Annotated in this window: 22 protein-coding genes and 1 pseudogene; 10 read left to right on the forward strand and 13 right to left on the reverse strand. The window is 56.7% G+C overall.

Annotated features, from left to right (window positions below; translation table 11 throughout):
- Nucleotides 1-67: 67 nt before the first annotated feature.
- The 6 genes and pseudogenes from ACUZ79_RS09355 to ACUZ79_RS09380 form a co-directional block, all read right to left on the reverse strand.
- Nucleotides 68-520 (reverse strand): acyl-CoA thioesterase, encoded by a 453-nt coding sequence (locus ACUZ79_RS09355; RefSeq protein WP_240824397.1) that lies wholly within the window; start codon nucleotides 518-520, stop codon nucleotides 68-70.
- 204 nt (nucleotides 521-724) lie between these two features.
- Entirely contained in the window at nucleotides 725-1258 is a 534-nt protein-coding gene (gene hybD / locus ACUZ79_RS09360) for a HyaD/HybD family hydrogenase maturation endopeptidase (protein WP_449251401.1), read from the reverse strand.
- A 122-nt stretch (nucleotides 1259-1380) separates the two neighbouring features.
- Nucleotides 1381-2085, reverse strand: a complete 705-nt coding sequence (cybH, locus tag ACUZ79_RS09365) for a Ni/Fe-hydrogenase, b-type cytochrome subunit (RefSeq protein ID WP_449251402.1) — start codon at nucleotides 2083-2085, stop codon at nucleotides 1381-1383.
- A 51-nt stretch (nucleotides 2086-2136) separates the two neighbouring features.
- Nucleotides 2137-3951 carry a nickel-dependent hydrogenase large subunit gene (locus ACUZ79_RS09370; RefSeq protein ID WP_449251403.1) on the reverse strand — a complete coding sequence of 605 codons (1815 nt, stop codon included), beginning with the start codon at nucleotides 3949-3951 and terminating at the stop codon, nucleotides 2137-2139.
- Nucleotides 3952-3962: 11 nt separating this feature from the next.
- Nucleotides 3963-5063 (reverse strand): hydrogenase small subunit, encoded by a 1101-nt coding sequence (locus ACUZ79_RS09375; protein ID WP_449251404.1) that lies wholly within the window; start codon nucleotides 5061-5063, stop codon nucleotides 3963-3965.
- 129 nt (nucleotides 5064-5192) lie between these two features.
- Nucleotides 5193-5735, reverse strand: a pseudogene (locus ACUZ79_RS09380) (methyl-accepting chemotaxis protein); the annotation flags it as partial.
- 144 nt (nucleotides 5736-5879) lie between these two features.
- Between ACUZ79_RS09380 and ACUZ79_RS09385 the strand changes: the two are divergent.
- The gene (locus ACUZ79_RS09385) at nucleotides 5880-7115 is read left to right on the forward strand and encodes an ISL3 family transposase (protein WP_096152604.1); all 1236 of its coding nucleotides are present in this window, start codon (nucleotides 5880-5882) and stop codon (nucleotides 7113-7115) included.
- Between the two features lie 6 nt (nucleotides 7116-7121).
- Here ACUZ79_RS09385 and ACUZ79_RS09390 read toward each other — a convergent pair whose 3' ends face one another.
- Nucleotides 7122-8645: a nitrate- and nitrite sensing domain-containing protein gene (locus ACUZ79_RS09390; protein ID WP_449251405.1), complete on the reverse strand. Its 1524-nt coding sequence runs from the start codon at nucleotides 8643-8645 to the stop codon at nucleotides 7122-7124.
- Between the two features lie 628 nt (nucleotides 8646-9273).
- On the opposite strand from ACUZ79_RS09390, the gene ACUZ79_RS09395 reads away from it, so the two are divergent.
- Complete coding sequence (locus ACUZ79_RS09395; RefSeq protein ID WP_449251406.1) at nucleotides 9274-10077, forward strand: energy transducer TonB; 804 nt, start codon at nucleotides 9274-9276, stop codon at nucleotides 10075-10077.
- Nucleotides 10078-10080: 3 nt separating this feature from the next.
- On the opposite strand, the gene ACUZ79_RS09400 is transcribed toward ACUZ79_RS09395, so the two are convergent.
- The 6 genes from ACUZ79_RS09400 to ACUZ79_RS09425 all read right to left on the reverse strand — a co-directional run bounded on the left by ACUZ79_RS09400 (nucleotide 10081) and on the right by ACUZ79_RS09425 (nucleotide 17275).
- Nucleotides 10081-10929, reverse strand: a complete 849-nt coding sequence (locus ACUZ79_RS09400) for a metal ABC transporter permease (protein ID WP_449251407.1) — start codon at nucleotides 10927-10929, stop codon at nucleotides 10081-10083.
- A gap of 37 nt (nucleotides 10930-10966) precedes the next feature.
- A complete protein-coding gene (locus ACUZ79_RS09405) occupies nucleotides 10967-11743 on the reverse strand; it encodes an ABC transporter ATP-binding protein (protein WP_449251408.1) in 777 nt (258 codons plus the stop codon).
- Nucleotides 11740-12561, reverse strand: a complete 822-nt coding sequence (locus ACUZ79_RS09410) for a metal ABC transporter solute-binding protein, Zn/Mn family (RefSeq protein ID WP_449251409.1) — start codon at nucleotides 12559-12561, stop codon at nucleotides 11740-11742. Before ACUZ79_RS09410 ends, ACUZ79_RS09405 begins: the two co-directional genes overlap by 4 nt.
- Nucleotides 12562-12573: 12 nt before the next feature.
- Nucleotides 12574-13182 carry a class I SAM-dependent methyltransferase gene (locus ACUZ79_RS09415; RefSeq protein ID WP_449251410.1) on the reverse strand — a complete coding sequence of 203 codons (609 nt, stop codon included), beginning with the start codon at nucleotides 13180-13182 and terminating at the stop codon, nucleotides 12574-12576.
- Nucleotides 13183-13232: 50 nt separating this feature from the next.
- On the reverse strand, nucleotides 13233-15329 hold the full coding sequence (locus ACUZ79_RS09420; RefSeq protein ID WP_449251411.1) for a TonB-dependent receptor: 2097 nt from the start codon (nucleotides 15327-15329) through the stop codon (nucleotides 13233-13235).
- Between the two features lie 356 nt (nucleotides 15330-15685).
- A complete protein-coding gene (locus ACUZ79_RS09425; RefSeq protein WP_449251412.1) occupies nucleotides 15686-17275 on the reverse strand; it encodes an outer membrane homotrimeric porin in 1590 nt (529 codons plus the stop codon).
- Nucleotides 17276-17422: 147 nt separating this feature from the next.
- On the opposite strand from ACUZ79_RS09425, the gene nikA reads away from it, so the two are divergent.
- The 8 genes from nikA to hydF all read left to right on the forward strand — a co-directional run bounded on the left by nikA (nucleotide 17423) and on the right by hydF (nucleotide 26078).
- The gene (gene nikA / locus ACUZ79_RS09430) at nucleotides 17423-19021 is read left to right on the forward strand and encodes a nickel ABC transporter substrate-binding protein (RefSeq protein WP_449251413.1); all 1599 of its coding nucleotides are present in this window, start codon (nucleotides 17423-17425) and stop codon (nucleotides 19019-19021) included.
- Nucleotides 19022-19086: 65 nt separating this feature from the next.
- Entirely contained in the window at nucleotides 19087-20022 is a 936-nt protein-coding gene (opp1B, locus tag ACUZ79_RS09435; protein WP_449251414.1) for a nickel/cobalt ABC transporter permease, read from the forward strand.
- Nucleotides 20019-20864 carry a nickel/cobalt ABC transporter permease gene (opp1C, locus tag ACUZ79_RS09440; RefSeq protein ID WP_449251415.1) on the forward strand — a complete coding sequence of 282 codons (846 nt, stop codon included), beginning with the start codon at nucleotides 20019-20021 and terminating at the stop codon, nucleotides 20862-20864. Before opp1B ends, opp1C begins: the two co-directional genes overlap by 4 nt.
- Nucleotides 20861-21736, forward strand: a complete 876-nt coding sequence (locus ACUZ79_RS09445; RefSeq protein ID WP_449251416.1) for an ABC transporter ATP-binding protein — start codon at nucleotides 20861-20863, stop codon at nucleotides 21734-21736. Before opp1C ends, ACUZ79_RS09445 begins: the two co-directional genes overlap by 4 nt.
- Nucleotides 21729-22487 (forward strand): ABC transporter ATP-binding protein, encoded by a 759-nt coding sequence (locus tag ACUZ79_RS09450; protein WP_449251417.1) that lies wholly within the window; start codon nucleotides 21729-21731, stop codon nucleotides 22485-22487. Before ACUZ79_RS09445 ends, ACUZ79_RS09450 begins: the two co-directional genes overlap by 8 nt.
- A 34-nt stretch (nucleotides 22488-22521) precedes the next feature.
- Complete coding sequence (locus tag ACUZ79_RS09455; RefSeq protein WP_240824380.1) at nucleotides 22522-23301, forward strand: class I SAM-dependent methyltransferase; 780 nt, start codon at nucleotides 22522-22524, stop codon at nucleotides 23299-23301.
- A 68-nt stretch (nucleotides 23302-23369) separates the two neighbouring features.
- Nucleotides 23370-24806 carry an aspartate ammonia-lyase gene (locus tag ACUZ79_RS09460; protein WP_449251418.1) on the forward strand — a complete coding sequence of 479 codons (1437 nt, stop codon included), beginning with the start codon at nucleotides 23370-23372 and terminating at the stop codon, nucleotides 24804-24806.
- 39 nt (nucleotides 24807-24845) lie between these two features.
- The gene (gene hydF, locus ACUZ79_RS09465; protein ID WP_449251419.1) at nucleotides 24846-26078 is read left to right on the forward strand and encodes a [FeFe] hydrogenase H-cluster maturation GTPase HydF; all 1233 of its coding nucleotides are present in this window, start codon (nucleotides 24846-24848) and stop codon (nucleotides 26076-26078) included.
- Nucleotides 26079-26426 lie beyond the last annotated feature (348 nt).

Here is a 26426-nt window from a genome sequence, read left to right on the forward strand (position 1 = left end):
GATTACGACTCAACAAAAAGGCCGTGGGGTTTAACTCCACGGCCTTTTGTGCTTATATGGACTAAGGCTACACGCACAAGCGCCGGAATACACCCGGTGCATCTTCGTCTACTATGGGAAAAGACTCCTGTAGCTCGACAGGCACACTGACAGGTTTTCCGCTGGTCATATCAATGAAGACCCACTGTGTTTCTGCCTCGGCAAGCAGGGCTTTTTCCTTTGCGTTCCAAAAAGCATAGCGGCGCAGGCTGCGGCGCGAAGCGTAGGATGCAATCCATGTAGCGGCTGTAATCACATCACCCAGAAAGGCCGGGCGCTTGTAGGTGATGGTGTGCTGGCGCACCACCCAGCCTTGCCCGATGCTTTCGTACCGCTCCATGGGCCAACCGCAAACGGCAGAATGCGCAACCGCCACATCCTGCATCCATGCCACAAAGCGCAGGTTGCTGACGCGGCGCTGCATGTCAATATCATCCTGTCCAACCGTGATCTGCTGCGTGTATATGTTGATCCGAGCCATGTTTCCTCCGCATTTGTGATGGCGCAGACCATACCCCTTGCAGGTAAAAAATAAAAGACACGCGGGCTTGCGTTAATTAGCCCGCGTGTCTTCTGGTTGATAGAACAGGTTGTTACAAATTTGTCAGGGCACGTTTTGCCGGGCAGTCAGACAAGCCGTTTGTTACGCGTTTGCCATACCCTCGGCCTTGCTGTTTTGTGCGCCCTACACGCAACCCTGAACAAGGCTGTCGAGCACAGCTGCGGAAAGATGGCGCGGCTGCGCCCGCAACTGCGGGTCAATGCCCCATTGCCGCAGCACATCCAGCGCAATGTTTTGCGCTGCTTCAAAACTTTCGCTGACCGGAGTGGACAGGGGGGCTGCCAGGGTCATGGCCGTCGGTTGCACGCCAATGAGGGCGCAGTGCTCCGGGGCTGTGCCGCGCAGGGCGGCAAGACCCATCACTTCCGAAAAGCTGTTCTGGTGCGGGCCGATCTTTTGCGCTGTCAGGTATGCCGGCACATTGTCGCGCAGCACCAGTTCGCCCGGATCCAGCCCAAAATCTACCGCATCCAGCACCAGCAGCTTGTCAGCCCTTTCCACAAAGGTCAGCAGGGTCTGCCCCTGGGTGCCGCCGTCCACGACTTCCACGTTTTCAGGAAAATCCCAATGGGCGTAAAGCCGCTGCGCCAAAAGTACGCCAAAGCCTTCATCGCCGTACAGAATATTGCCAAGACCAAGAATGACGATCTGTTCCATGAGATTTCCATACACCTTTGCGGCAGAAGTGCCGCCCTTGGCGGCCAAGCCACGCGGGCGTGTTTTGTTATCTGTTTGGCGGCCCGGATGGGCCGCCTCACGTACTCTAAGGCTACCTCAGGTTATGGCTTGCGGCGTTCGCGGAATCCGCTGAACATGGACGAAACCAGGGTGGTCTTGCCCATGATTTCTTCGCGTATGACCATGTACATGTGCACGGTCACAAAGGTAATGAGCAGCAGCATGCCCAGTCGGTGCAAGCTGCGGGTCATCTGCCCGTTGCCGCCAAACCAGTTGTTTATCCAGTCCTGCACAAAGGTGAAGAAGTGGATGAACGGCACGTGGCTGTCCTGCGCGTACATGCCAAGGCCCGTGAGCATGATGACAAGCATGAAGATCATGCCCGTGCCCATGCCCAGCTGCGCCAGCGGGTTATGCCCCACATGCGCGGCGCATTCCTTGTTCAGGAACAGATACCAGCGCACGTCCTGCCACAGGTCGTTCCACCAGTCCTTGCTCCACACCGGCACGATGATAAGCTCGCGCGAAAAGCGGTTGCCCCACACAAGGCCGTATATGTAGCGCAGCACTGTTGAAATAATCAGTACAAAGCCCGCAATAAAGTGGGCCATGCGGGTGTAGCCCATGTAAAAGGTTTCGTACGGCTCGCCAGTGACGGAAAGCCAGGGTTTGCCGATAATGTAGCCAGTGACAATAAGCACAATGACACAGGCAACCATAACCCAATGCCAGATGCGTATGGGCAGTTGATAAACGTATATGCTTTTGCCCATTGGCAGTTGCGGCAGAAGATGTTGTTCGCTCATGACGTTCTCCCGGCGGAAGGCTTGTATTCCGCGTCTCGGATTGCCCGAACGCTAGAAGCAGTTGTCTGTCCGCACCGATATGAGTTCTGATCCGTCCGGCCCAATGATGTGCGTGGAGCAGGCCAGGCAGGGGTCAAAGCTGTGCAGGGTGCGCAGGATTTCAAGGGGCTGGTTGGGAACCGCCATCTTGGTACCCATGAGCGAGGCCTCGTAGGCGCTGAGTTGCCCATCGGGGCTGCGGGGCGCACCATTCCAGGTGGTGGGAACAACGCACTGGTAGTTCTCGATCTTCCTGTCCTTGATGGTGACCCAGTGCCCCAGAGCGCCGCGCGGTGCTTCCGTAAAGCCAATGCCGCGCAGGGTGCCGGTGGGCCAGCTTTCGGGCTTCCACAGCTTGGTGTTGGCTGTTGCGCGGTTGCCGTTTTTGAGGTTGGCCACAAGCTTGTCGTAGAAGTAGCGCATCTTGTCAGCAGACCATGCCAGCTCAAGCGAGCGGGCTGCAATGCGACCAAGGGTGGATTGCAGCACAGAAACCGGAGCCTTGGCCTGACCAAGGAATTCGTCAATGAGGCCCTTGATTTCGGTGTCCTTCCTGGCATAGCCCACCAGCAGGCGCGCCAGCGGCCCAACTTCCATCTGGTGCCCGCGCCAGAGCGGCGTTTTGATCCACGAATATCTGTCGCGCTCGTCCACCTGCTTGAGGTCGGTGGGCGTGCCCTTGATATTGGGGCCGGGGGCGTAGTTGGGTTCGGTCATGCCGTCAAAGGGGTGCAGACCGGTTTTGCCGCCGGGGTAGGGCTTGTACCAGGAGTGGGACACGCATTCCTGAATTTCTTCAGGATTGCGCAGGTCAACAGGCAGTACTTCGTTGAAGTTGCCGTTGATGATGGCCCCAGGAGGCAGCAGCAGACTTTTTTCAGAGTAGTCATTGGCAATGTCGGGGATTGCGCCGTAAGCAAGCACGGAAAGCTTGGAAAGCCCGCCGCCTATGTTCAGCCAGTCTTTATAGAAGGCGGCCAGCGCAAGAGTGTCAGGTATGACAACCTGTTGAGCAAAATCACGGCAGCGCTCAATAAGTTGCAGCACCAGTTCCAGACGTTCCTGATTGATAACGTCGGAAGCGCCGTGCGCATCGAGGTTCAGCGAGCAGGGTACGCCGCCCACAAGCCAGTTGGGGTGCGGATTTTTGCCGCCAAAGATGGTATGTATCTGAACCATGTCTTTCTGGAAATCCAGGGCTTCCAGATAGTGGGCCACCACGAGCAGGTTGGCTTCGGGCGGCAGCTTGTAGGCAGGGTGCCCCCAGTAGCCGTTGGTGAAAATGCCCAGCTGGCCGGATTCAATCACGCGGTTGAGGCGATCCTTGATGGATTTGAAGTAGCCCGGCGAAGAATTGGGCCAGGGGGTGAGCTTGTGCGAAAGTTCCGATGTTGCCTTGGGATCAGCCTTGGCGGCAGACACAACGTCCACCCAGTCGAGACCGGTAAGATGATACAGATGCACCAGATGGTCATGGTACATGAGGCACAGGTGCATGATATTACGGATAATATTGGCGTTGTCTGGTATTTGTATGCCAAGCGCGTCTTCCACCGCATGCACGGAGGAAAGGGCATGCGTACCCGTGCAGACGCCGCAGATGCGTTCAACAAAGGCCCAGGCATCGCGCGGGTCGCGGCCTTTGAGGATGATTTCAATACCTCTGAAAATGGTGCCGCACGAAACCGCATTGGTGATGACGTTGCTGTCGTCAAGGTTCACCTCGCAACGCAGGTGCCCTTCAATGCGGGTAACGGGGTCTACAACCACGCGGCGGCCCGAGTCCTTAACGGCATAACCCTGAGAAGTAGTGTATTCGTATGCCATGGGGTATTTCCTCAGTTGTTGGAGTCGGTGTCGGAGGAGTTCTTGGTGTTCTTGCTACCTGCGTGGCGCACCATACTGGCAACGCCGTGCACGGCAACACCCGCAGCCACGCCCGCCACAGCGGCCACGCCCACGGTTTCAGCCGTTGCGTTGGTGCCGAGATGCGGAATGGTGGTGATGCGGTCATAAAACGAGCCCTGATCCCAGAAGTTCTGTTCCGAGCAACCTATGCAGCCATGCCCGGACTGAATGGGAAAGGAGACACCGTTGTTCCAGCGTGTGGAAGGGCAGGCGTTGTAGGTGGTGGGGCCTTTGCAGCCCATCTTGTACAGGCACAGGCCAGCGCGCGCGCCCGCATCGTCCCACGACTCCACATATTCGCCCGCGTCAAAATGGGCCCTGCGGTAGCAGTGGTCGTGCACGCGTTTGCCGTAAAACATTTCCGGCCTGCCCTGCGAGTCAAGGGTGGGAAGGCGGTCGTATGTGATGATGTAGGTCAGGATTGAACTCATGACCTCAGGGATGGCCGGGCAGCCGGGAACCTTGAGCTGCGGCTTGTTGGGAAACAGCTTGTGCAGCGGGGTAGCGCCCGTTGGGTTGGGGTGGGCCGCCTGCACGCAACCCCATGAGGCGCAGGTTCCCCATGCCACGAGAACCTTGGCGTGCTCCACACCTTCCTTGAGCTTTTCATAAAAAGGCTTGCCACCGTCAATGCAGTACATGCCCTGGCCGTTGAGCGGGACGTTGCCTTCAACCGCCAGAATATACTGGCCCTTGTACTTTTTGATGGCCTCTTCATAGGCTTCATTGGCCTGATCGCCTGCGGCAGCCATGATGGTGTCCTGATAGTCCATTGTGATCATCGAGAGCACAATGTCTGTCGCCAGCGGGTGGGCTGTGCGCAAAAACGATTCAGTGCAGCAAGAACAGGAAAGACCGTTAATCCAGAGCACGGGGACACGCGGTTTGGTTGACAATGCCTGTGCGATTGCCAGATCCGCTCCGGGGCCAAGGCCCATGGCAACGGCTGTGAGCGCACAGAATTTCATGAAATCTCGACGGCTGACACCACGATTACGCAAGGCTTGTTCAGTAGTTTCGAGATGAGCCATAAGTACCTCGAGAAGAACATGGTTGCAGGGTGGTTGAATAATACCCGACACAGTTAATAAATATCAGTACTCCTTGCGCCTGTATACTGTTGTAAGTACAAGATTTTAGATGTACTCTAGCTGACCTCCTTACATCAAAACAGATTTCTTGATGCCGGAACTGTTTAAATCCGCCATAACGCCGACCAGAATGTCGGTCTGCGTGCGCAGCTCGTTGAGAACTGAGGTCGCCTGATCCATGGCGTTTGCGGTGTTAAGGGCAAGCTGATTGATATCTTCAAGGCTGCTGTGAATGGTTTCGCTGGAGGCGGACTGTTCTTCAGAAGCTGTGGCGATGGACTGGGCCTGAATGGTGGAGGCGTTTGCCAGCTGCACGAGCGCCTGTAATGCTTCGCCAGACTGCCGGGCCAGAACCGTGACCTGTTCAATGGTTGCAGCGGACTGCTCCACATGCGAGATATGTTTGCGTGTTCCGCCCTGAACCGCATGGATGGCTTCTCCCACCTCCTTGGTCGCTGTCATGGTTTTTTCAGCCAGCTTGCGCACTTCATCGGCGACCACGGCAAAACCTCGCCCTGCATCGCCTGCGCGCGCAGCCTCAATGGCAGCATTGAGCGCCAACAGATTGGTCTGGTCGGCAATATCACTGATGACATCGAGCACTTGCCCAATGCCCTCAGCCTGCTGACCGAGCAGGCCCATATCTACCTTCATCTTGTTGGACTGCTCTTGCACCTGAGCGATTGCAGAAATAACAGGCTCTTCCGGGTTTTCCGTGGGTAGCTGATCTGCTAATGTCCTTCCCGGAGGGCACCAATGAAGGATACGGACCTATATTTTCGGATTCTCGGGCTGACCGAGCCCTGGTTTGTTGAGGCTGTTGAACTGGACACGGCGGAAGGTCGGGTAGACATCCGCGTGGAGCATGGTCCTGGTGTTCGCTGGTTTTGCCCTACTTGTGGTCGAGAGCTGGCTTGCCGCGACCATGCCGAGCCTCGTGTCTGGCGCCATCTGGACACGTGCCAGTTCAAGACGTTCCTGCATGCTCGGATTCCCCGAGTGGACTGCCCCGAGCATGGCGTCCTTCAGGTCAACGTGCCTTGGGCCGAGTCCAAGGCACGTTTCACCATATTGATGGAGCGATTGATCATCGACGTGCTGACCGAGTGCGCCACCGTAACAGGAGCGCGGCGCATCCTGCGCATCACCTGGGACGAAGCATGGGGTGTCATGGAAAGGGCGGTGCGCCGGGGCCGGGAGCGCAAGCAATCGAATCCCTCGCGGTATCTTGGCGTTGACGAGAAGGCATTCCGCAAGGGGCACGACTATGTGACCGTGGTTTGTGATCTGATCGGCAGCACGGTGGAGTATGTGGCCGACGAGCGTAAGGCCGAAAGCCTTGAGGGGTACTACCTTCAGTTCACCAAGGCGCAGTTGGAGCGGATCAAGGCCGTGGCCATGGACATGTGGGAGCCCTATTTTAAAGCTACGCTCAAACATGTGCCGGACGCGGCGGGGAAAATCGTTCACGATCGGTTCCACGTCATGAAACACGTAGGCGAGGCTGTGGACCGGGTACGCAAGCAAGAGCACCGCGAACTCACAAGTCAGGATGACCATCGACTCAAGGGCACGAAATTCCTCTGGCTATACCGGGAGGAGAATCTGCCGGACAAACACCGGCCAGCCCTGGAGGCCTTGAAGACAGCGAACCTCAAGGTGGCCAAGGCCTGGGCCATGAAGGAAAGCCTGAACGACGTCTGGAAGTACCTGAGCACGGGATGGGCCAGACGTTTTGTGAAGCGATGGCTGGTCTGGGTGAACAGGTCAGATCTTGCCCCAATGCGCAAAGTGGGCGGACTGATTCAGAGACATCTTGAGAACATCCTGACCTTCTGCCGCCACAGGATCACCAACGGCGTGGCCGAGGGCCTCAACAGCAAGATCATGGCCATCAAGAGGAAGGCTTGCGGTTATAGGAACCGGGAGCATTTCAAGACAGCCATCTACTTCTTCTGTGGCGGTCTAAACCTCTACCCGGCCAGTTCCTGACAGGGGTTACCCACGGAAAACCCGGAAGAACCAAATAACATTTGCAACAACTGTGGAGCCTTCGCTTGCCTTGGTGTGTGAATTCTCTGCCGTTTGGGCGGCATCCGCAGCATTTTTTGCAACTTCAATGACGGTAGTACTCATTTCCTGCATGGCGCTGGTTGTGGTATCAAGCCTGTTGGACTGGCTGCTTGCGCCTTGTGTAGAAATGCGCACCTGTTCCTCAAGGTTGTTGAGCGCGCAATTGAGCGATTCCACAACGCCATGAATCTTGTCTACAGCCGTTGCAAGGGTGCTGGCTCTTGTATTTGCTTCCTTCTCAGCATGCTCGGCAGTTATTCTGCACTGTTCCGCCAGTTTACCGCGTTCATCAGCAAGGGCATGCTGCTTTTGGGCTACTTGAATCTGTTCTTTCAGGCGGGCGACCATTTCGCGCAGCACATCGGCAAGGCCGCCGATCTCGTCATTTTGTTTGACTGTCAGAACCGAATCAAAATCCCCTTGCGTGATGCCTTGGGCATAGCGCAGGGTGCTGCGTACCGGCCTGCCGATAGTGATGCAAATTCTCCAGCCCAGCAGAATGGTGAAAAAAGCCACCAGAAGTGCCACTGAAATATCAACAACGAGCTCTTGTTGTGCGGAACGAATTTTTTCGCGGGCATTTTCCAGCAACAGTTCGCCCCAGTTTTTTTCCACTTCCATCAGCTTGTCTATGCGGCGTGTGGCGGCGGCAAACCATTGCTGCGGATCAGCCTCCAGGCTGGATTTTTCAAGGTTGGCGTACGCAGTATCGCGAAATTTCGTCACCTCGTCGTCAACGGATTGCATTTTGCCTCGCAGCAGGTTTTGCGCTGGCTTGCCGCCCAGTTCCTCAAACGAGTGCAGGTAGGTGTTTTGTGAGCTGACCCTGTAGAGCCAGTCGCGATAAAGCTGCTTGCTGAAGGTTCCGGCAGAGAAGGCGGCGTTGAGCGTGGCACGCTCCTGTCCGGCAATCTCCTTGCCGTGCAAAAGCTGAATGATTGATGTAAAGGCAAGATCTGCGAGGGCGTTCAGTTCAGAAATCGCAGAGATCAGTTCATTGATGCTGGTGTTGTACGCCGCAATGGCCTGGAGGGCGTCAATGCGGGCATCTTTTGCGGCGGTTCTGGTTGCTGAAAGGTCTGTAAACTTTTGATTGGATGCAGCAAATATTCTGGCAAGGGAACCATTTTCCTGACTATCCGCACCAGCAAGCACGGCAGTAAAGTTTTTGTAGGCGGAATTTGACTTGTCTGTCTGTTCCGTCAGCTCGGAAGCAAATCTTTTACCCTTGCTGCCCAGGAACCCAGCCGTGTAACCGCGCTCCTTTTGCAGCTCGTGGATAAGTTCACCAGCAGAAAGGCTGACAACCAGCGAGCGCTCTATGGCTTTAAGGTGGTCAATCGTCTTCCAGCGCTGAATATTCTCTGCTGAAACAACAAAGAGAAAAGTCGCCATGGGCAATACGAGCAGAAGACTGAGTTTGCGGGCAATCTTGAGATCGGCAAGCATGGTGGCTTCCTCCGTAACACGTTTGTCTTATTTCATTTTCTTGTTTTACGGTTGCATTTTTATGGCATCTATATAGCAAGCTAATAATTGCATATAATAAATGTGTTGCAATTTTGCCAAAGTATTTAACGTTTGTAGTAGCATAATTAAAGCAAAAGACAATAACGTTGTTGAGAGAATATCAATCAAGTTACTGTTTGTATTAAATATTTTAATGTAATTTGAATATAGTTTTATATTTGTGATGGTTATAGATAGTTATTTAGCAGTTGTTTAGTCAGTTGGTAATAGTAGATAGTAACGCAATAATAAGTAAGATATAGTGTTTATAGCTAGTAATTAGTTTTTAAAACATTTAACACACTTGTTTTTAAGTATAAAAAATTACAATTTTCGAATAGCCCGAGCTGGTTTGGATCGGGAGGGATGGCGCAAGGCGTGGTAGTGGCATATTTATTTTTTTTGTACTACTACTCTTCGTGTTATGATTTAGAAGTTCGTGTTCACAATTTGGGCCATAATTGCAGTCTGGTTTCATATATTCCTGACCTGCACTGTTCTGGAGGGTCCCTTGTTGCCCCTTGATTGTCCGCCGCCTCGACGCAGCAAACGTCTGTTTGCACGCGGGATGGGTTTTTCCGTCATTCTGCATGTTGTTCTTGCGACATGCCTGCTGGCAGGAGCCTATGCCTTGCCCCGGTATCTTCCGGTTCAATCAGGCGGGGCAGTGATGGTCAGTCTGGCAGGTGTGGGGAGTTCATTGGCAGGAGAGGTGGGGCAGCAGGCACAGGCTGCGGACGGCATGGCTGAGAATGTTCCAGTTATGCAGCCAATGACAGAAACAGCAGCAAAAGCCGAGCAAAAGGTGGCTGAGGCTGTTCCTGTAAAAAAGCATTCCGTTAAACCGAAACAGGCAGAAAGGCCCTTTGGCAATCACAAGGCGCAGCCCCCGCAACGCAGGCAGGAGCAATCGGTCGAACCAACTCCCCAGCAAGTAACCACCGCCACTGGGCAGTCTGCCCAAACCGGCCTGCCAGCTCAGTCTGGTGGTGATGGCGGTCAAGGCTCTGCCAGCAGCGGCTCTGGTTCTATGGAGCAGGCCACGGGCGCTGTGCAGGGGGATGGTTCCCCCCATCCGCAGGTTATGCCTTGGAATGCTCAGGGCGGGCCGCGATTTTTACGGCAGGCTCCATTGCGGTACCCCCGCGCTGCCCAGCGCCGTAATCTTGAAGGAAAGGCGGTTGTGGAAGCCTATCTTGATACGCATGGCAAGCTGCTCCGCGCCCGCGTGTTACTGGCTGATCATGAAGATTTTGCCGATGCGGCGCTGGCCTGTGTGCAGTCTTCATCGTTCAAGCCTGCCCAGCGTGAGGGCAAGGCCATTCCCTGTGTGGTGCGTATTCCCATGCTTTTTGTGCTTAAAGGGCCATAATGATCAGCCCTGATTGCTCTGTTCCACAGGGGATGCGTGTTCGATCCGGCATGCCTTCTTGGGCGAAAAGACCATGGCTGCAACCAGTAAGGCGGAAGACACCAGCACAATAACGGCCCCCGGCGGCACAGCCCAGTGGAATGAAAGCCACAGGCCCGCAACGGAAGCCATCGCGCCGAACAGGGCGGCCAGCAGAAACATGCGGCTCAGGCGATAGGTGATCTGCAGTGCCGTGGCTGCTGGTGTAACAATGAGCGCATATATCAATAAGCCGCCGATTGCCTTGAGGGCAAAAGCTACCACCAGTCCCATCAAAATGAGGCAGGCATAGTGGATGCCCTTGACGGGGATTCCCGCAGCCATCGCAGCGTGCCTTTGCCCCATGATTGCCTCGATTTCTTTGAAAAACAGAAAGACAAATCCAAACAGAAGCAAGGCCGTTGCGGCCATGAGTTGCAGGTCAAAGAGGGTGACCGTGAGCAGGCTCCCCCATATGAGGCGCAGGCCTTCTGTCCGTGCGCCGGGCATGAGGCCCAATGCCAGCATGGCCAGGCTCATGACCACCGAAAAAACAACACCCATGGCAGTATCAAGGCTGAAACCGGGCTTTTCGGCAAGCGGCCCCACCGCAGAGGCTGCCCCAAGGCTGGCCGCAAGCCCTCCGGCCAGCGGTGGAGCGCCAAGCCACAAAGCAAGCAGTGCCCCGGCAAAGGCGGCGTGCGAAACGCACATTCCCACCAGACTCATGCGCCACAACACCACAAAGACGCCCATTGCCCCGCAAACAGAACCGCCAAGCAAGGCCATAAGCAATGCCCTTTGCAAAAAGGCATACTGAAAAAAGTCATCCATATTTCACCCGGAGTTATTTGTCATGCAGGCCGCCTGGTTAAAACAGGGCCGCCATGCGCTCGCCGCTGTGCGCTATCTGAATGGGCACATCATACAGCCTGCTCAGGAGGTCAGCATTGACTGCATCCTGCGCCACGCCCTGCCAGAGCATGCCGCCAGCCCGCAGCATGGCAACCTTTTGGGCCAGTGCAAACACTGCGTTGAGGTCATGCGTCACCATGATGACGGTGAGGTTGAATGCTTCACGCAGCGTGGCAACGGCATTGCAAATGTCCCGTTGCGCGCGCCAGTCCAGCGCTGCTGTGGGTTCGTCAAGCAGCAGCAGTTCCGGCTCCTGCGCCAGGGCGCGGGCAAGCGCCACCCGTTGCCTTTCGCCGCCAGAAAGGTGTCCGATAGGCCGCTGGGCCAGGTGCTCAAGGCCAACGACTTCAAGTGATTGCATGGCAAGTTTTTTTTCTTTTTTACCCGGCCAGCGAAAAAGCCCCAGCCGCCCATAGGTGCCGCTGAGTACGGAAGCAAAGACAGAAAGCGGCATCTTGGGATCAAGGTCGGTAGCCTGAAAAACATGCGCCACCTGACGGCGTACCTCGCCCAGCATGTCTGATCTTATACTTTTACCTTTAAAATACACCGTGCCGCCATTGTGTGGCGTAAGCCCGTTAAAAAGCCCCATCAGCGTGGACTTGCCCGCGCCGTTGGGGCCGATGAGCGTCCAGAAATCACCCTTTTCGATGCGCAGGTTTATACCGTTCAGGATGCATCGCTTGCCGTAGTGAACGCTGACGTTGCTCAGTTCGGCCAGGCACGGGTTCACGGCTTTGCCTTTATGGTTTGCAATTGTGCTACGTTACGGCGCAACAGGCTGAAATAGTCCGGCGCGTCGTCGCTGGAGCCGGGAAAATTGGAAAGCACCACGTGTGGCACCCCAAGCTCCAGCGCCAGCGGTAGCCCCGCGTCTGGCCCGCTCTGATAATTATCCATCACACCCGCCACAGGGATGCCTTTGACTGCGCTCAAAATCTCAGCCAACCCGCGTGCGTTAACGTCTTCAGCCCTGCCAAAGGTGTGTATCACGTCAAAGCCCGCCCATTTTACAAATTCTGCCTGCATGTAAGCGGCGATAACAGGCAATCCCTGCGTGGCAGCAAGCGCAGAGCGGCATTCTGCGGCAATGGCGTCAATTTTTTGCAACCTTTGCAGCGTCCTCCGCCTGACAACCGGCGCAAGCTCTGGGGCCGCGCCTTCGAGCGCCGCTGCAATTTCCTGCACGGCCTGCTTTTGTATATCGGGTATGAGCCAGCTGCCACGCGGACTTACTTCAACAATAGCAAGCAAAGGGTTGCCCACAGCCTGGAGCATGGCATCGACCTGCTGCAGATGGCGCTGAAACGGGTGAACGAGCAGCAGGTTAGCCTTGGCGGCAAAAACATAATCCCCGGTGCTGGCATTCTCATGACCGGGACAACTTGAACCTTGAATCAGGGTGAGCGTTTCGCTTTTGCCATCAGTGAGGTCGGCAACAATATCTGAAATAAGCGAAGTTCCGGCCACAACGCGCAGCGGTTCTGCCGCCGTTGCGGAAAGGGGAATGAGGATCAGGGCAAGCCACAGAAGGGCGGAAAATTTTTTCATGGCGTATCCCAGCTATTTTATAGCGCAAAAGTGGAAGTGGTCTGGCCCTTCGTTGGCCTCAATGTTCGTAAAACCAGCCTCGGAAAAGATGATGCGCATGCCCGTGGGGCAGGGCAGATGATCGCCTTCAACGGCGTGGTGGCTGTCATGAAGCTGATTGAGTTTTTCACGGCCATCTATGTGCAGCACATAGGCCCGGCCAGCAGGGCGCAGAACACGATAAAATTCGCGAGCGGCGGCTTTTTTGTCTGCCACATGCGGAAAGGCCGAAAAACAGATAACCATGTCCACGCTGGCATCCGGCAGGGGCATGCATTCTGCTGCAGCCTGATATGTACGCACATGGGAAAAGCGCGCGGAAAGACATTTGAGCATTGCTGCGGAAGGGTCGAGTGCCAGGAATGACGCATCAGCCTCGGCATATTTTTGCAAAAAAGGCTGTAGTACCCCTTCGCCGCAGCCCACATCCAGAATAACCCGGGCATGCACCAGGGGCAGTCCCTGAACCAGCTGGTCAACCTGCCTGAGTTTTTCCGGCGGATAGTTGCGGGCCTCCCACCCGGTGGCGTGCGCGTTGAAAAATTCCGTTCTTTCAGCCTGTTGTGCAGGGTTGTTGCTCATGCTGCCTCCTGAAAAAGCGCCGCCCTGAACGCAAGGCGGCGCTTTACTGGTTAGAACTTGAGGTCAAAACCAACCATGACGTTTGTGCCGGGCATGTTGTAAAGCCCCCGGTTGTTGCCGGAAATCTCCATGCTGTAAGCGTAGGGCGTGTTAAAAATGTTGTTTACCGCCACAAAGACCTTGCCTTCTTCAATGTGCATGTCGTCGTAGCTGAAGGTGTAGTCCAGCCTTGCGTTGAACACGTTGATGTCGGGCAGCCGATTTATTTCATTCAGCGTGGTCACGTTGCTGGACGGTGATCTTGGATTTGCAGTACGCCCCCATGTGCCTGCGTAAACATCCTTGAGATACTGGTAATCGCCGCTGAGCTGGAAGTGGTCAAAGAACTTCCACTTGAAGCCGGTTTGCAAGGTAAAGGCAGGCGTATAAGGCATTTTGTTTGTAGTTTCGCCGTCATCGCCCTTGGCCCATGTTTTCAGCCATGTTGCGCCCACAAAGAGCTCAAGGTTGTCTGTGGGCGTGACGCTGCCAGCAAGTTCAAGTCCGTCAATTTTGTATTCAGAAGCGGAAGAGGTGAAAAAGTCGCTGGTGGGGTTGGCGTTCCCGTACATATAGGCGCGTAGCCTGTCGCGGCCGTCATCGTGAAAAACCGTGGCGCTTGCCGTGAACAGCCCCGGTTGGGTGTGGCTGAGCGACATTTCATAGTGGTCCACCACTTCGGGGCGAATATCCTTGGTATTCAGGCCGGAAGGCAGCGATGTTTTGTTGGTCAGCAGATTTTGCAGGATGACAGGGCTTGGATAGTTGACGCCCCGCGCGTAGTTGAGGCCAAGATTGGTGTTGTTGTAGCCAAGCACAAGGCCAGCCTGCGGGGCGGTCTTGTCTTCAAAAAGGTTGCTTGTGTACAGGCGCAGACCAGCGGAAGGCGTAACATGAAAGCTCTCCTTGCTGCCAAACATCTGGCTGACGGCGGCGTAGGGCGAAAACATCCTGTGCTGCGGAAATTCCCACGATGTTGTGGAATCTGTGGCATACGTCCGCTGGTCGTTGCGCAGGTCGCTGATATCAAGGTCAAAGCCGTTGACGATCTCGCTGCCTTCCCAAATGGAATAGGTTTCGCGGCCTCGCAATCCGTACAGATTGTTGGTTTGCACTGATGTGGTTTTGTTGGAATTTTCGCCGCGCAGGTAAAACAGGGTGTCGTTGTAATAGCCTTTGAGGTACCCATTGGCATTATTGTACTTATTGATGAGGCTCAGCGTGGCAAGGCTTGTCTGTGTATCATAGCGGTCTGTGGTGCGGGTATTGGTAATGGGATTGTTGGGAACCTGAGTCTGGGCATCCACACGGTTGGCCATCATACGCAATGACCAGTTGTCAGACAGGCCTATGCCCATGTTGCCATAGTAACTCGCCTGGTAGGCGGCGGTGTGATCCTTGTGCCCCAGCGTGCTGACAAGGCTTTGCGCGGCGTAAATATCTACATTGTCTTTTTTTGCGCCCATGCCCACATTTTCGGCCACGGTGCCAAAGCTGCCGCCCTCTGCGCCGATGCGCAGTTCATAACCTTCCTTGGTCATGTATTTGGGAATAAAGTTCAGCATGGCATAACCGGTGCCAAAGCGCGAAGGCTGGGGATACTTATAAATTTCCATCCCCCCGAGGGCGTATACCGGGATGCCGTCAGCCAGGGCCTGCCCGTACAACACGCCACTACGCGGCACGTCATCAAAAAAGATATTGATGTCAGGGCTGGGATGGCTTGCGCCACGCCCGCGCACATAGAGGCTCGCGCTGGTTTGCCCGCCGATGATGTTCTTTTTCTGATACATGACGCCCGGCACGTTGCGCAGGGCGTCATAAAAATCAAGGGAGTTCTGGAGGCGGATCTGCTCTTCAGTCACCACGTTGTACTGTGTGCCGAACCGCGTCTGCACAGGAACCGTGGGCGCCTGATCGGCCACGCCGAAGGTGGTTACGGCGGGCAGGTCGTAGGCTGTCAGGCTGCCCTGCGTGAGGTCTGCCTTTGGGGCAGGGGCCTCCTGGCCTCCTGTTTCGGGTGGAGTCTCTGCCGCCCAGCCCGGCTGAACGCAAAGACAGTGGCCTGCAAGCACGGCAGCCGCCACAATTGCTGAAACCTTGTTCATTACACGTCTTCCTCCTTCTTATACCTGTCGCGCGGGGTGCGCGTGGGCTTTTCGCAGGGGATTGCTGCACAATCTTTTAGTGTGCTATGTAATACAAAAAAGTGTTACAGAGTGGGCGCACGTATACAGCAAAAGGGCGCAAGGATGCCGCCCATCTTGTTAATTTATGTTATTTTTTAAAAAATTGTAACACAAACTATAGCTTGACTAAGGTACAGTCAAGCTTGTGATACCATGAATATCTGCAAGAATGCCCGCGTGGTATGCTGGCAAAAGAGGGGGGATTGTACCCGGCAGGGAAGCTGCTGGATCAGCCTCCCTGCCGGACTCAGTGGTATATGCTTGGCGCGGAGCCTTTAGAATTTGTAGATAAAGCTCATGTTGACGTTCCAGGCGTCCTGGGTGGTGACGCCGCCCATACGAGCGCCGCTTGTGGTGCTGTAGCCGCCCCAGACATCCTTGGACTGGTCAAGCCACAGGGCAATGTAGTTGGCTTCCACCAGAATTTTGAAGTTGTCGTACATCTGGTAGGTGGAGGTGACGCCAAATTCCGCAGCGTAGTCGCGCGAGGTCAGGTACAGGCCGTAGTAGTTGGCCGTGTTAAAGTCGCCCATGCTGCCGGGGGTTACATCGGGGCGGAACAGGGTTTGCCCGTCCACATCCTTCTGTCCCTTGATGTACTTGGCCATGGTGGGGCTGTTGGTGCCGCCAAGCAGGTTAGCGTGGAAGGTGTGCTTGAGCTTGTCCAGAAAGCTCACGTCCTTGACCCGCGCGCCCACGCCCCAGGTTCCCACAAAGGTGGAGCCAAGCAGGGTATCGCGCCCAAGGGTGAGTGTGCCAAGCGTACCAAAGCTGTCCAGCCCGTTGGTGCTTTCGTTGTTGGCTTCAATGGTGGGCATGCGCTCGGAGCCGTTTTTCACGTTGCCGTCGTCGCCGCTTGTATACCAGCCGTAGATACCGGGCACACCCCAATCCATGCTGTATTCTGCCAACAGGGAGCCGTACCAGCCCTTGCGGTTCAGGGTTTCAACGCCTGTGTCCGACTGCCCGTAGTTAAAGCTCCACGCCAGCCGGAAGGGATTCCAGGCCACGGCTTCGCCTGTCAGGCCCGCCCAGAAAATGGTGGAATAGGCATTGGCGATCTGCCGCCCGACCTTTCCGTTACTGAGGGCATAGGTGGCGGGGGCTACGCCCAGCGCGCCCGCGCCATCGTTGTTCTTGCCGTAAAAATCATTGCCCTTGCGAAAGGTGTTGCTGCCAAATGCGCCCACAAGGCCCCAGGGCGTGATGTTGACGCCTTCAAAACGCAGGGGAGCGGTAAGGCCAAAAAGATCAAAGTTGTCCAGATAGCTCTGTGGAGAATTGTCATTGCCGGCCCAGTTGTCATTGTAGGCGCGCGCCCAGAATCCTGTGATCGAGAGGTGTTCGTTAACGGGCACGGAAACCGTTATGCCTGCGGTGTCGGCGTCAAAGGACTGCGAGGCTTCTGTCACGTAGTCCGGCAGAAAGATACGCTGAATGCCCATGCGAACCTTTACATCGGTTTGCGGCATGGTCCAGTCAAGGTAACTGTGCTTGATCTTGATGACGTTGTTGCCGTCGGCCCCCAGAGCCGCGCCGGACTTGTTGCCGGACTGCCCCCAGTACTGGCGGCCAATTTCAAAGTATACGGTGCCGGAAAGCGCTTCTGATGCCACGGCGTCAAGCTGAAGGCGCACACGCGACTTGGCCTCGAACTGGTCTTCATTATAACGGCCCCAACCTGTGGTGCGGTTGGCCTGCACGCCATTGATAGAGCGCCCCCGTTCCATAAAATTGCCGCCGCCGCCATATTCAAAATTCATGACCCAGACGCCCTTGGTCTTGAAGTCCACAGCCTGCGCAGTGGCGGCAAGGCCCGGCAGCAAGGCTGCGGCAGCCAGAAGCGATAAAACTTTTTTCCGCATCGTTCCCTCGATAGTGACGTAAGATTTCATATGGACACGTTTTGTCAGTTCGTGCTACTGAATTTGCTTGCAACGGCGATGTTATCTTTGCAGAAAAAGTGCTACTACTGTCAACCCCTAAATCTGCCTCGCCGCATGGAGCGCGATATGCGAAAAATCGGTTTTGTACTGGCGGCCCTGATCTGCTGCCTGAACATATCCGCCTGCCAGAATGATGAAAAATCCACTGCCCAGGCGCAGCGTACCGAAATGGTCTACGCCAGCACCAAGGACATACGCATCATCAATCCCCATCTTTACTCCGGGGAAATGGCCGCCCAGAATATGGTTTTTGAGCCGCTGGTGGTGAATACCCCCGAGGGTGTGAAGCCCTGCCTTGCCGAAAGCTGGGAAATTTCGCCCGATGGCCGCGTGTACACATTCCATTTGCGCAAGGGCGTGACTTTTACTGATGGTGCGCCCTTTGACGCCGCCGCCGTCAAGCTGAACATGGACGCCATTGTTGCCAACAAGCTGCGCCACGCATGGCTTGATATGGTGAACGAAATCGAGCGCAACGAAGTTGTGGACACGCACACATACAGGCTTGTGCTCAAGCACCCGTACTATCCCACCCTGGTGGAGCTGGGGCTTGTGCGGCCTTTCCGCATGATTTCACCCAACTGCTTTATCAACGGTCAGACCAAGGACGGCGTTTCCGGCTATGTGGGCACTGGCCCCTGGGTGCTGACCGAACATAAGGACAAGCAGTACGCGCTGTTTACGGCCAACAAGAATTACTGGGGCGCTCAGCCCAAGCTGCAGGCCGTGCGCTGGCGCGTCATGCCTGACCACCAGACCATCATGCTTGCCCTGCAAAAGGGTGAAATTGACCTTGTTTTTGGCGCAGACGGCGACATGCTGAACATGGACGCCTTTAACGCGCTGCAAAAAGAAGGCAAGTACGCCACCCTAATCAGCAAGCCCATTGCCTCGCGCGCTATCCTGCTCAACGCGCACCAGCCCGTGACCAAAGACCGCGCTGTGCGCATGGCCCTGCAATATGCGGTCAACAAGCAGGCCATCGTGGACGGCGTTCTGAACGGCACGGAAAGTGTGGCCGACACGCTTATTTCGTCCACTGTGCCCTATTGCGACCTTGGCCTGCCCGCGCGCGGCTATGACCCGGCAAAAGCCGCAGCCATGCTTGAGGCTGCTGGCTGGAAGCTCGGCCCCGATGGCTTGCGCGCCAAAGACGGGCAAAAGGCCATAGTGCGCCTGTATTATAATTCGCAGAACGCGCAGGAGCGCACCCTTGCCGAATACGTGCAGAGCGATCTGAAAAAGGTCGGTATAGAAATGAAGATCATCGGCGAGGAAAAGCAGGCATTTCTTGACCGTCAGCGCACTGGCGATTTTGAATTGCAATACTCGCTTTCGTGGGGAACCCCTTATGACCCGCAGTCCTATCTTTCGTCCTGGCGCATCCCCGCGCACGGCGATTATCAGGCGCAGGTGGGCATGGAACGCAAGGAATGGCTGGATAAAACCATCAGCCAGCTCATGATCGAGCCAAATGAAGCCACTCGCAAAGCCATGTACAAGGAAATTCTGACCTACGTGCATGACGAGGGCGTGTATATTCCCATTTCATACTCGCGCACCAAGGCAGTGCATTCCAAAGCATTGCAGGGCGTTGGATTCGGCGTGTCGCAGTACGAAGTACCCTTTGAAAAAATGTATTTCGAGAACACCCCCGCCCGCTAGAAAGCAGGCACAGTTCGGGGGCGCGGCTTTGCACAGCGCGAGGCCGTGCCCCATGCTCCACATATATGAAAGCATACATTCTACGCCGCCTTTTGCTGACAATCCCGCTTTTGCTGGGGATTTCCTTTGTTTCATTCGTCATCATCCAGCTCAGCCCAAGCGACCCGGCCGAGGTGGCAGTCCGCGTCAATGAGATAGTGCCCACGGATGAAGTGCTGGCGCTCACGCGTGAGCAGCTTGGTCTCAACAAGCCTTTTCTGACGCGCTATGCGGACTGGATGTGCGCTGTAGCGCAGGGCGATCTGGGCAGGCGCTATGTGGACAACAAGCCCGTTGCGCAGGAGCTGGCCCGGGCGCTGCCCCCCACCTTGTGGCTGGCGCTGACGGCAACCTTGTTCATGGCGGTGTGCAGCGTGGGCATGGCTTTTTTGTGCGCCATGTATGAGGGGCGCACCGTGGATTACCTGTTGCGGAGTTTCATTTTTCTTGGCACGGCCACGCCCGGTTTCTGGGCCGGGCTGCTGCTCATGTGGCTCTTTTCCGTCAAGCTCAACTGGTTGCCCACCAGCGGCATGCAGGGCGCAAGCTCGGTCATTCTGCCCGCAGCGACACTCTCCTTGTCCTATATTTCCACCTATGCGCGGCTTCTGCGTAATAGCATGGTGCTGAACAAGCAGAAGCCTTCCGTGCTCTATGCGCGGGCAAGGGGCCTCACGCGGGGCATGATCTGGCGTCATATATTTCGCAATTCCCTGCAATCCACCCTGACCGGGCTCGGTATGTCGCTGCCAAAGCTCATGGCCGGAACTTTTGTGGTAGAAACCATTTTCGCCTGGCCCGGCCTCGGCTGGCTGTGCGTCACCGCCATTTTTAACCGCGATTTCCCCGTTATTCAGGCCTATGTGCTGCTGATGGCCGTGATGTTTGTGGGCTGCAACCTGCTGGTGGACATCTTGTGCGCAGTCATTGATCCGCGCCTGCGCGCCAGGGGGCAGGCATGAGGGTATGGCGGCGGCTGCGCAACGACCCTGTGGGCATGATCTGCCTGTGCTTTCTGCTTGCCGTAGCGGTGCTTGCCCTGTGCGCGCCCCTGACGGCTCCGTGGGACCCCACGGCCATTGATATAAAAAACAAATTTGCGGCATGGTCTCTGGTGCATCCCCTTGGCACAGATCAGCTCGGCAGGGACGTATTGTCCCGGCTTATCTGGGGCGGGCGCGCCACCCTGGGCTTTTCGTTGCTCACAATGGGCATAACCCTTGTTATCGGTAGCGGATTGGGCATTGTGGCGGGTTTCTGTCGCGGCAAGGTTGACGAAACCATCATGCGCTTTTGCGATGTGATGATGTCCTTCCCCAGCGAGGTACTCATTCTAGCCATAGTGGGCATGCTTGGGCCGGGGCTTGGCAATGTGGTCATTGCCAGCGTGATTGCCAAGTGGCCCTGGTATTCGCGCATGGTTCGCTCTGTGGTCATGCAGTATACGGACGTCAATTATGTGCGCTTTGCCCGTGTGGCGGGCTGCGGCATGTGGCACATCTTCCGCAGGCATCTGCTGCCCGGCGCGCTGGGCGAAATCATTGTGCTGGCAACACTCGATACCGGGTCGGTGATCCTGTCGGTTTCGGCTTTGTCCTTTCTGGGCCTTGGCGTACAGCCGCCCACGGCGGAGTGGGGCGCCATGCTCAGCGACGCCAAGGACATCATGTCCATGTATCCGCAGCAGATGCTGCCCGCAGGGCTGACAATCCTGCTGGTTGTGGCGGCCTTCAACTTTTTGGGCGACAGCCTGCGCGATGCCATTGACCCAGCCCACACTACCCTGCAGGGAGTGAGCCTGTGAGCGCGTTCAATACAGATTGCCAAAAGCAGGAACCGTTCTGCGGCGCAGCACCCCATGTGCCCGATGTCCTTGATGTGCGCGATCTGCGCGTGGTGCAGCGCGCAAACGGGCAGGAGCTTGTGCACGGCGTGAGCTTTACGCTTGCCGCCGGGGCCTGCCTTGGCATTGTGGGCGAAAGCGGCAGCGGCAAAACCCTGACCTGTCGCAGCATCATGGGCCTGTTGCCGCCCACGCTTGCGGGAGAGGGCACAGCTGTTTTTAATGGTATTGATCTTGTGCATGCCCCGGCGGAGCAGATGCGCCAGCTCCGGGGCAGCAAGATTGCCATGGTCTTGCAACAGCCCATGACGGCCTTTGACCCCCTGTACACCATGGGGGCGCAGTTTAGAGAAACCCTGACTGCGCATGGGGCGTACACCGCCGGGCAGGCCGATGATCTGGCCGTAACCATGTTCGGACGCGTGCGCCTTGACGCACCGCAGGAAATTTTGCGCAGCTACCCGCACGAGCTTTCGGGCGGCATGCTGCAACGCTGCATGATCGCCCTAGCATTGGCCCTTGAGCCGCAGATCATTGTTGCCGACGAACCCACCACAGCACTGGATGCGGAAACGCAGTTTGAGGTCGTGCAACGGTTTCTGGAACTGCGGGCACAGTGCAATACCGCCATGATCTTTGTTTCGCACGATCTGGGCGTGGTGCAGCGTCTGGCAGATGCCGTGCTTGTGATGAAGGATGGCCGCTGCGTGGAATACGGCCCTGCGGAAACAGTGTTCAACGCGCCACAGCACGAATATACGCAGTATCTCATCCGCAGGAGGCTTGCGCTGACGCGGGGCTTTGAAGCCATGCTGGAGTGCGCCCATGCTTGAGGTAAGAAATATCTGCAAAAGCTATGGCAAGGGCGGATTGTGGAATCCAGAACCAAAGCCTGTGCTGCATGACGTGAGTTTTCACATCCCCGTGGGCGCGACAGTGGGGCTGGTGGGCGAGAGCGGCAGCGGCAAAAGCACGCTGAGCCGCATTGTTCTCGGGCTGGAGCGCCCAAGCAGCGGCACGGTATTGCTAGAAGGGCAGAGTGTGGGCCAGTGGCTGCGGTGCAATCCTGGCCGTATGAGCGTGGTTTTTCAGGATTACACAACTTCGGTCAATCCGGCCTACACCATCCGCAGCATCATCCGCGAGCCTTTGCTGGCCTGCGGCAGAGGCACAGGGTCGGACAGGGCAGTGCTTGCGCTGATGGAGCGCGTGGGCCTTGCCGCAAACCTTGCAGACCGCTTGCCCCATGAGGTCAGCGGCGGTCAGTTGCAGCGGGTGTGCATTGCCCGCGCCATCGCCACGGATCCCCGCTTTGTGGTCTTTGACGAGGCCATCAGCTCGCTGGATGTTTCGGTGCAGACCCGCATTCTTGACCTGATGCGCGAGCTCAAGGGCAACATGACCTATTTTTTTATTGCGCACGACCTTCAGGCCGTGACCTATCTGTGCGATGATATTCTTTTTATGCATCAGGGCCGCATTGTGGAACAGGCCGCAGGCACAGGGCTGGCTGGCGTTTCGCACCCCTACGCGCAAAAATTGGTGAGTTCGGCAATCCTGTTTCGTTCGGCTTGGAATGGATAAGCCGCATCAAGACGTTAACAGTAAAGGAGCAGTTATGAACCGCTACGCCGCAGATACAGCCTGCGCCATCCCGGATGCCCTGCCCGTCCCCGGCCCGACGCTCACGGGCCGCATAGAAAACTACTGGTCGCGCCGGGCCGAAAGCTATGGCGAAATACGGCGTCATGAGCTTGCCTGTGAGAAAAAATCCCTGTGGCTGGCGGAAATCATGCCCCATCTGCCAGAGGCTAGGCCATTGCGCATCCTTGATGTGGGTACAGGGGCCGGATTTTTCGCCATACTGCTGGCAGAGCAGGGACATTGCGTCTGCGGCGTGGACATGACCCAGGCCATGCTGGATGAAGGCGCGGCCCTTGCCCGGAAAGCCGGGTGCGATGTGGCCTTTCAGCGCATGGACGCCTGTTGCCTTGAGTTTGAATCCGCAAGTTTTGACGCGGTGATTTCGCGCAACCTCACCTGGACACTTCAGGATGCCGCTGCCGCATACCGGGAGTGGAACCGGGTGCTGCGGCCCGGCGGGGTGCTCCTGAATTTTGACGCTGACTACGGCTCGGTTTCTTTTCTGGATTTGGCGCATCAGCCGGGCGTTCACGCCCATGCGGGCGTAAATGACGACATGATGCTTGAATGCGAAAACATTCGCCGCCAGTTGCCGCTCAGTTCAGAATCCCGCCCGGTATGGGACGTGCAGACCCTGCGCAGCTCTGGTTTTTCAGACTGCTGGTGCGACCACGGCCTGAGCGCGCGCATCTACGCCCACCGCGATGAAACATACAATCCTGTGCCCATGTTTGCCCTGCGGGCGATAAAGTAGCAGCCAGCGGGTGGGGCTTGGTTTGAAGCTGTGGCGGAGGAAATGACCGTTGCAGGGAGGGGTGACTGATGAGCAGTTCCGGCGCGCAGGCGGGTGTTGCGCAGCTAACTACGCAGCCGTACAGGCAGGAATCGGACGCACTGGGCGCAGTGGATGTTCCCCTGTCGGCATACTGGGGCGTGCATACGGCCCGTGCGCTGGCAAATTTCCCACTTTCGGGCCGTGCCGTCAGGCCGGAGCTTGTGCGGGCGATGGCTCTCGTCAAGCTGGCCTGCTGTCGCGCCAACGAGGAGCTTGGCTATCTGCCCCAGGCCGAGGCGCAGGCCATTGCCCATGCCTGCCGCGAGGTTGCCGATGGCGGTCTGGCTCATGCCTTTGTGGTGGATGCCCTGCAAGGCGGCGCGGGAACGTCCACCAACATGAATATGAACGAGGTACTCGCCAACCGGGCCGAAGAACTGCTTGGGGGCAGCCTTGGCTCTTACGCCCGCATAGCCCCCCTGCGTCATGTGAACCTTCACCAGTCCACCAACGATGTGTACCCAACTGCGGTGAGGGTTGCCGCCCTGTTTCTGCTCAAGGATCTGGAACAGGCCATTGCCGCCCTGCAATCTGCCTTTCAGGAAAAAGAACTGGCCTTTCGCCATATTCTCAAGGTGGGCCGCACCCAGTTGCAGGATGCCGTGCCCGTGACCCTTGGCATGGAGTGTTCCGCCTGGGCGGAATGCCTCTCGCGCGACCGCTGGCGCGTGTTCAAGTGCGCAGAGCGGCTGCGCGTGGTCAACCTTGGCGGCACGGCGGTGGGTACGGGCATAACCGCCCCCCGCAAATACATTTTTCTGGTGGTCGAAAAGCTGCGCGAGGTCACGGGGCTGGGCCTTTCGCGGGCAGAAAATCTGATGGACGCCACGCAGAATGTTGATCCACTGGTTGAAGTTTCCGGCATTCTTAAAGCTCATGCAGTAAATTTATTCAAAATTTGCGCTGATTTGCGCTTGCTTTCATCCGGCCCGTCGGCGGGAATCGGCGAGCTTAAACTGCCTGCAATGCAGGCTGGGTCAAGCATCATGCCGGGCAAGGTCAACCCCGTAATATGCGAGGCCGCATCACAGGCCGCTCTGCGGGTCATGGCCGATGACAGCGCCGTGACTCAGGCCGCATTTCTGGGGCAACTGGAGCTCAACGCATTCATGCCGCTGCTGGCGGATTGCCTGCTTGGCAGCATGCATCTGCTGGCGCAGGCCAATACCATGCTGGCCGAAAATTGCGTGCTGGGCCTTGAGGCTGACGAAGCCGCCTGCGCCCGTCATCTTGCCAGGTCATTTGCCACGGTTACTGCGCTTGTGCCGGTGCTTGGCTATGCGCTTGCGGGCGAAATTGCCGCCCAGGCGCACAAAACAGGGCAGAGCGTGCGCGCCGTGGTGCTGGAGATGGGCCTGATGAAGGCGGAAGATGTGGACAGCCTGCTCAGCGCAGAGGCCGCAACCGCGCTTGGACACAGGTAGGGCATCAGATGGGTAATTTACGCAACCGGAGCTTCTGGCATGAATGAAACACCCAAAAGTCTGCGCCTGCACATAGGCATCTATGGTCGGCGCAATGTTGGCAAGTCTTCCCTGCTCAACGCACTGGCGGGGCAGCAGGTTTCCATTGTTTCCGACACGCCCGGCACAACCACCGATCCTGTGGAAAAAACGCTGGAACTGGCGCCCCTCGGGCCTGTGGTATTTATTGATACTGCGGGCATTGACGATGTGGGCGCGCTGGGCGAGCTGCGCAAGGAGCGCACGCTTAAGGCCCTTGAGCGCACGGATGTTGCCCTGCTGGCCGTAGAGCCGGGGCAGTGGGGCGAGTATGAAGATTTTTTTGTAGGCCAGTTGCGTGAGCGCAAAATTCCTTTTGGTGTGGTTTTTGGCAAGTGCGATCTGGCGGCCCCTTCTGCCGGGCAGCTTGGCGGGCTGGATAAGGACGGTATCCGCTGGATGAGCGTATCCGCCATGACAGGCAAGGGCATGGGGCAGGTGCGTGAAGCTCTGGCGGCCCTTGCGCCGGAACACTGGTTTGCAGAGCCGCGCCTGCTGGGCGACCTGCTGCCAGCGGGCGAGCTGGCAGTGCTGGTGGTTCCCATCGACCTTGGCGCGCCCAAGGGGCGGCTCATACTGCCGCAGGTGCAGGCCATACGCGATATTCTCGACAGCGACGCCTCCTGCATGGTGGTGAAAGAGCGGGAACTGGCCCCTGCGCTGGCCCGGCTGAACAATAAACCCGCTCTCGTGGTCTGCGATTCGCAGATTGTGCTCAAGACTGTGGCGGACACGCCGCCAGATATCCCACTGACCACGTTTTCCATCCTCATGGCCCGGTTCAAGGGCGATCTGGCGGCTTTTGCCAGGGGGGCGGCTGCCATAGACCAGTTGCAGCCCGGCGATGCCGTGCTGGTGTCCGAGGCCTGCGGGCATCATCCTTCGGCGGACGACATCGGACGGGTCAAGATACCGCGCTGGCTCAGGCAATACGCCGGGGGCGACATCCGCGTGGATAATCTGGCGGGGCGGGATTTCCCCGACGATCTTAGCCCCTACAAGCTCATAATCCACTGCGGAGCCTGCACCTTCAATCGGCAGAGCATGCTTGCGCGCCTGGGGCGTGCCCAAGAGCAGGGGATTCCCATGACCAACTACGGGCTGGCTATCTCGCATGTGCAGGGCGTGTTGCGCAGGGTTCTTGAGCCTTTTCCCGCTGCCCTGACGGCTTTTGACGCCGTTTCACAGGCCTGAGCGGGTAGTGCGCCTGAAATCCGGTTGCGGGCAAAACAAGCTAACTGTCTTAATTAACAGATGTTAAATTGTGCGTTGAGCAAGATGGTTCCTTTTTGTTAAATAAAATGTTGTTACGTAATTGACAAAAGTGTTACTAGAGAGCAATCTGCTCAAAACACTGTGCGCACATGCCGTGCTGTCATAACTATAGCGGCAACGCTTGCGTGGGCGAACACAGCTGTGTGGAATCTTTTTCGGGTATTTTTTGCTTGTCTGGTGTTACTTTTTTAAATTTTGTAACACATATTTTCAGGGCATTGGACATATCGGGCTGCACACGTGCTGGTTTGGCTGGCAGTGGCGGTT

It is taken from the genome of Desulfovibrio faecalis, assembly GCF_053570625.1.

Bases quoted from the DNA above. Each gene is read 5' to 3' on its own strand.
- ACUZ79_RS09355 (WP_240824397.1), bottom strand. From the start codon at position 520: ATGGCTCGGATCAACATATACACGCAGCAGATCACGGTTGGACAGGAT.
- hybD (WP_449251401.1), bottom strand. From the start codon at position 1,258: ATGGAACAGATCGTCATTCTTGGTCTTGGCAATATTCTGTACGGCGAT.
- cybH (WP_449251402.1), bottom strand. From the start codon at position 2,085: ATGAGCGAACAACATCTTCTGCCGCAACTGCCAATGGGCAAAAGCATA.
- ACUZ79_RS09370 (WP_449251403.1), bottom strand. From the start codon at position 3,951: ATGGCATACGAATACACTACTTCTCAGGGTTATGCCGTTAAGGACTCG.
- ACUZ79_RS09375 (WP_449251404.1), bottom strand. From the start codon at position 5,063: ATGGCTCATCTCGAAACTACTGAACAAGCCTTGCGTAATCGTGGTGTC.
- ACUZ79_RS09385 (WP_096152604.1), top strand. From the start codon at position 5,880: ATGAAGGATACGGACCTATATTTTCGGATTCTCGGGCTGACCGAGCCC.
- ACUZ79_RS09390 (WP_449251405.1), bottom strand. From the start codon at position 8,645: ATGCTTGCCGATCTCAAGATTGCCCGCAAACTCAGTCTTCTGCTCGTA.
- ACUZ79_RS09395 (WP_449251406.1), top strand. From the start codon at position 9,274: ATGGGTTTTTCCGTCATTCTGCATGTTGTTCTTGCGACATGCCTGCTG.
- ACUZ79_RS09400 (WP_449251407.1), bottom strand. From the start codon at position 10,929: ATGGATGACTTTTTTCAGTATGCCTTTTTGCAAAGGGCATTGCTTATG.
- ACUZ79_RS09410 (WP_449251409.1), bottom strand. From the start codon at position 12,561: ATGAAAAAATTTTCCGCCCTTCTGTGGCTTGCCCTGATCCTCATTCCC.
- ACUZ79_RS09415 (WP_449251410.1), bottom strand. From the start codon at position 13,182: ATGAGCAACAACCCTGCACAACAGGCTGAAAGAACGGAATTTTTCAAC.
- ACUZ79_RS09420 (WP_449251411.1), bottom strand. From the start codon at position 15,329: ATGAACAAGGTTTCAGCAATTGTGGCGGCTGCCGTGCTTGCAGGCCAC.
- ACUZ79_RS09425 (WP_449251412.1), bottom strand. From the start codon at position 17,275: ATGCGGAAAAAAGTTTTATCGCTTCTGGCTGCCGCAGCCTTGCTGCCG.
- nikA (WP_449251413.1), top strand. From the start codon at position 17,423: ATGCGAAAAATCGGTTTTGTACTGGCGGCCCTGATCTGCTGCCTGAAC.
- opp1B (WP_449251414.1), top strand. From the start codon at position 19,087: ATGAAAGCATACATTCTACGCCGCCTTTTGCTGACAATCCCGCTTTTG.
- opp1C (WP_449251415.1), top strand. From the start codon at position 20,019: ATGAGGGTATGGCGGCGGCTGCGCAACGACCCTGTGGGCATGATCTGC.
- ACUZ79_RS09450 (WP_449251417.1), top strand. From the start codon at position 21,729: ATGCTTGAGGTAAGAAATATCTGCAAAAGCTATGGCAAGGGCGGATTG.
- ACUZ79_RS09455 (WP_240824380.1), top strand. From the start codon at position 22,522: ATGAACCGCTACGCCGCAGATACAGCCTGCGCCATCCCGGATGCCCTG.
- ACUZ79_RS09460 (WP_449251418.1), top strand. From the start codon at position 23,370: ATGAGCAGTTCCGGCGCGCAGGCGGGTGTTGCGCAGCTAACTACGCAG.
- hydF (WP_449251419.1), top strand. From the start codon at position 24,846: ATGAATGAAACACCCAAAAGTCTGCGCCTGCACATAGGCATCTATGGT.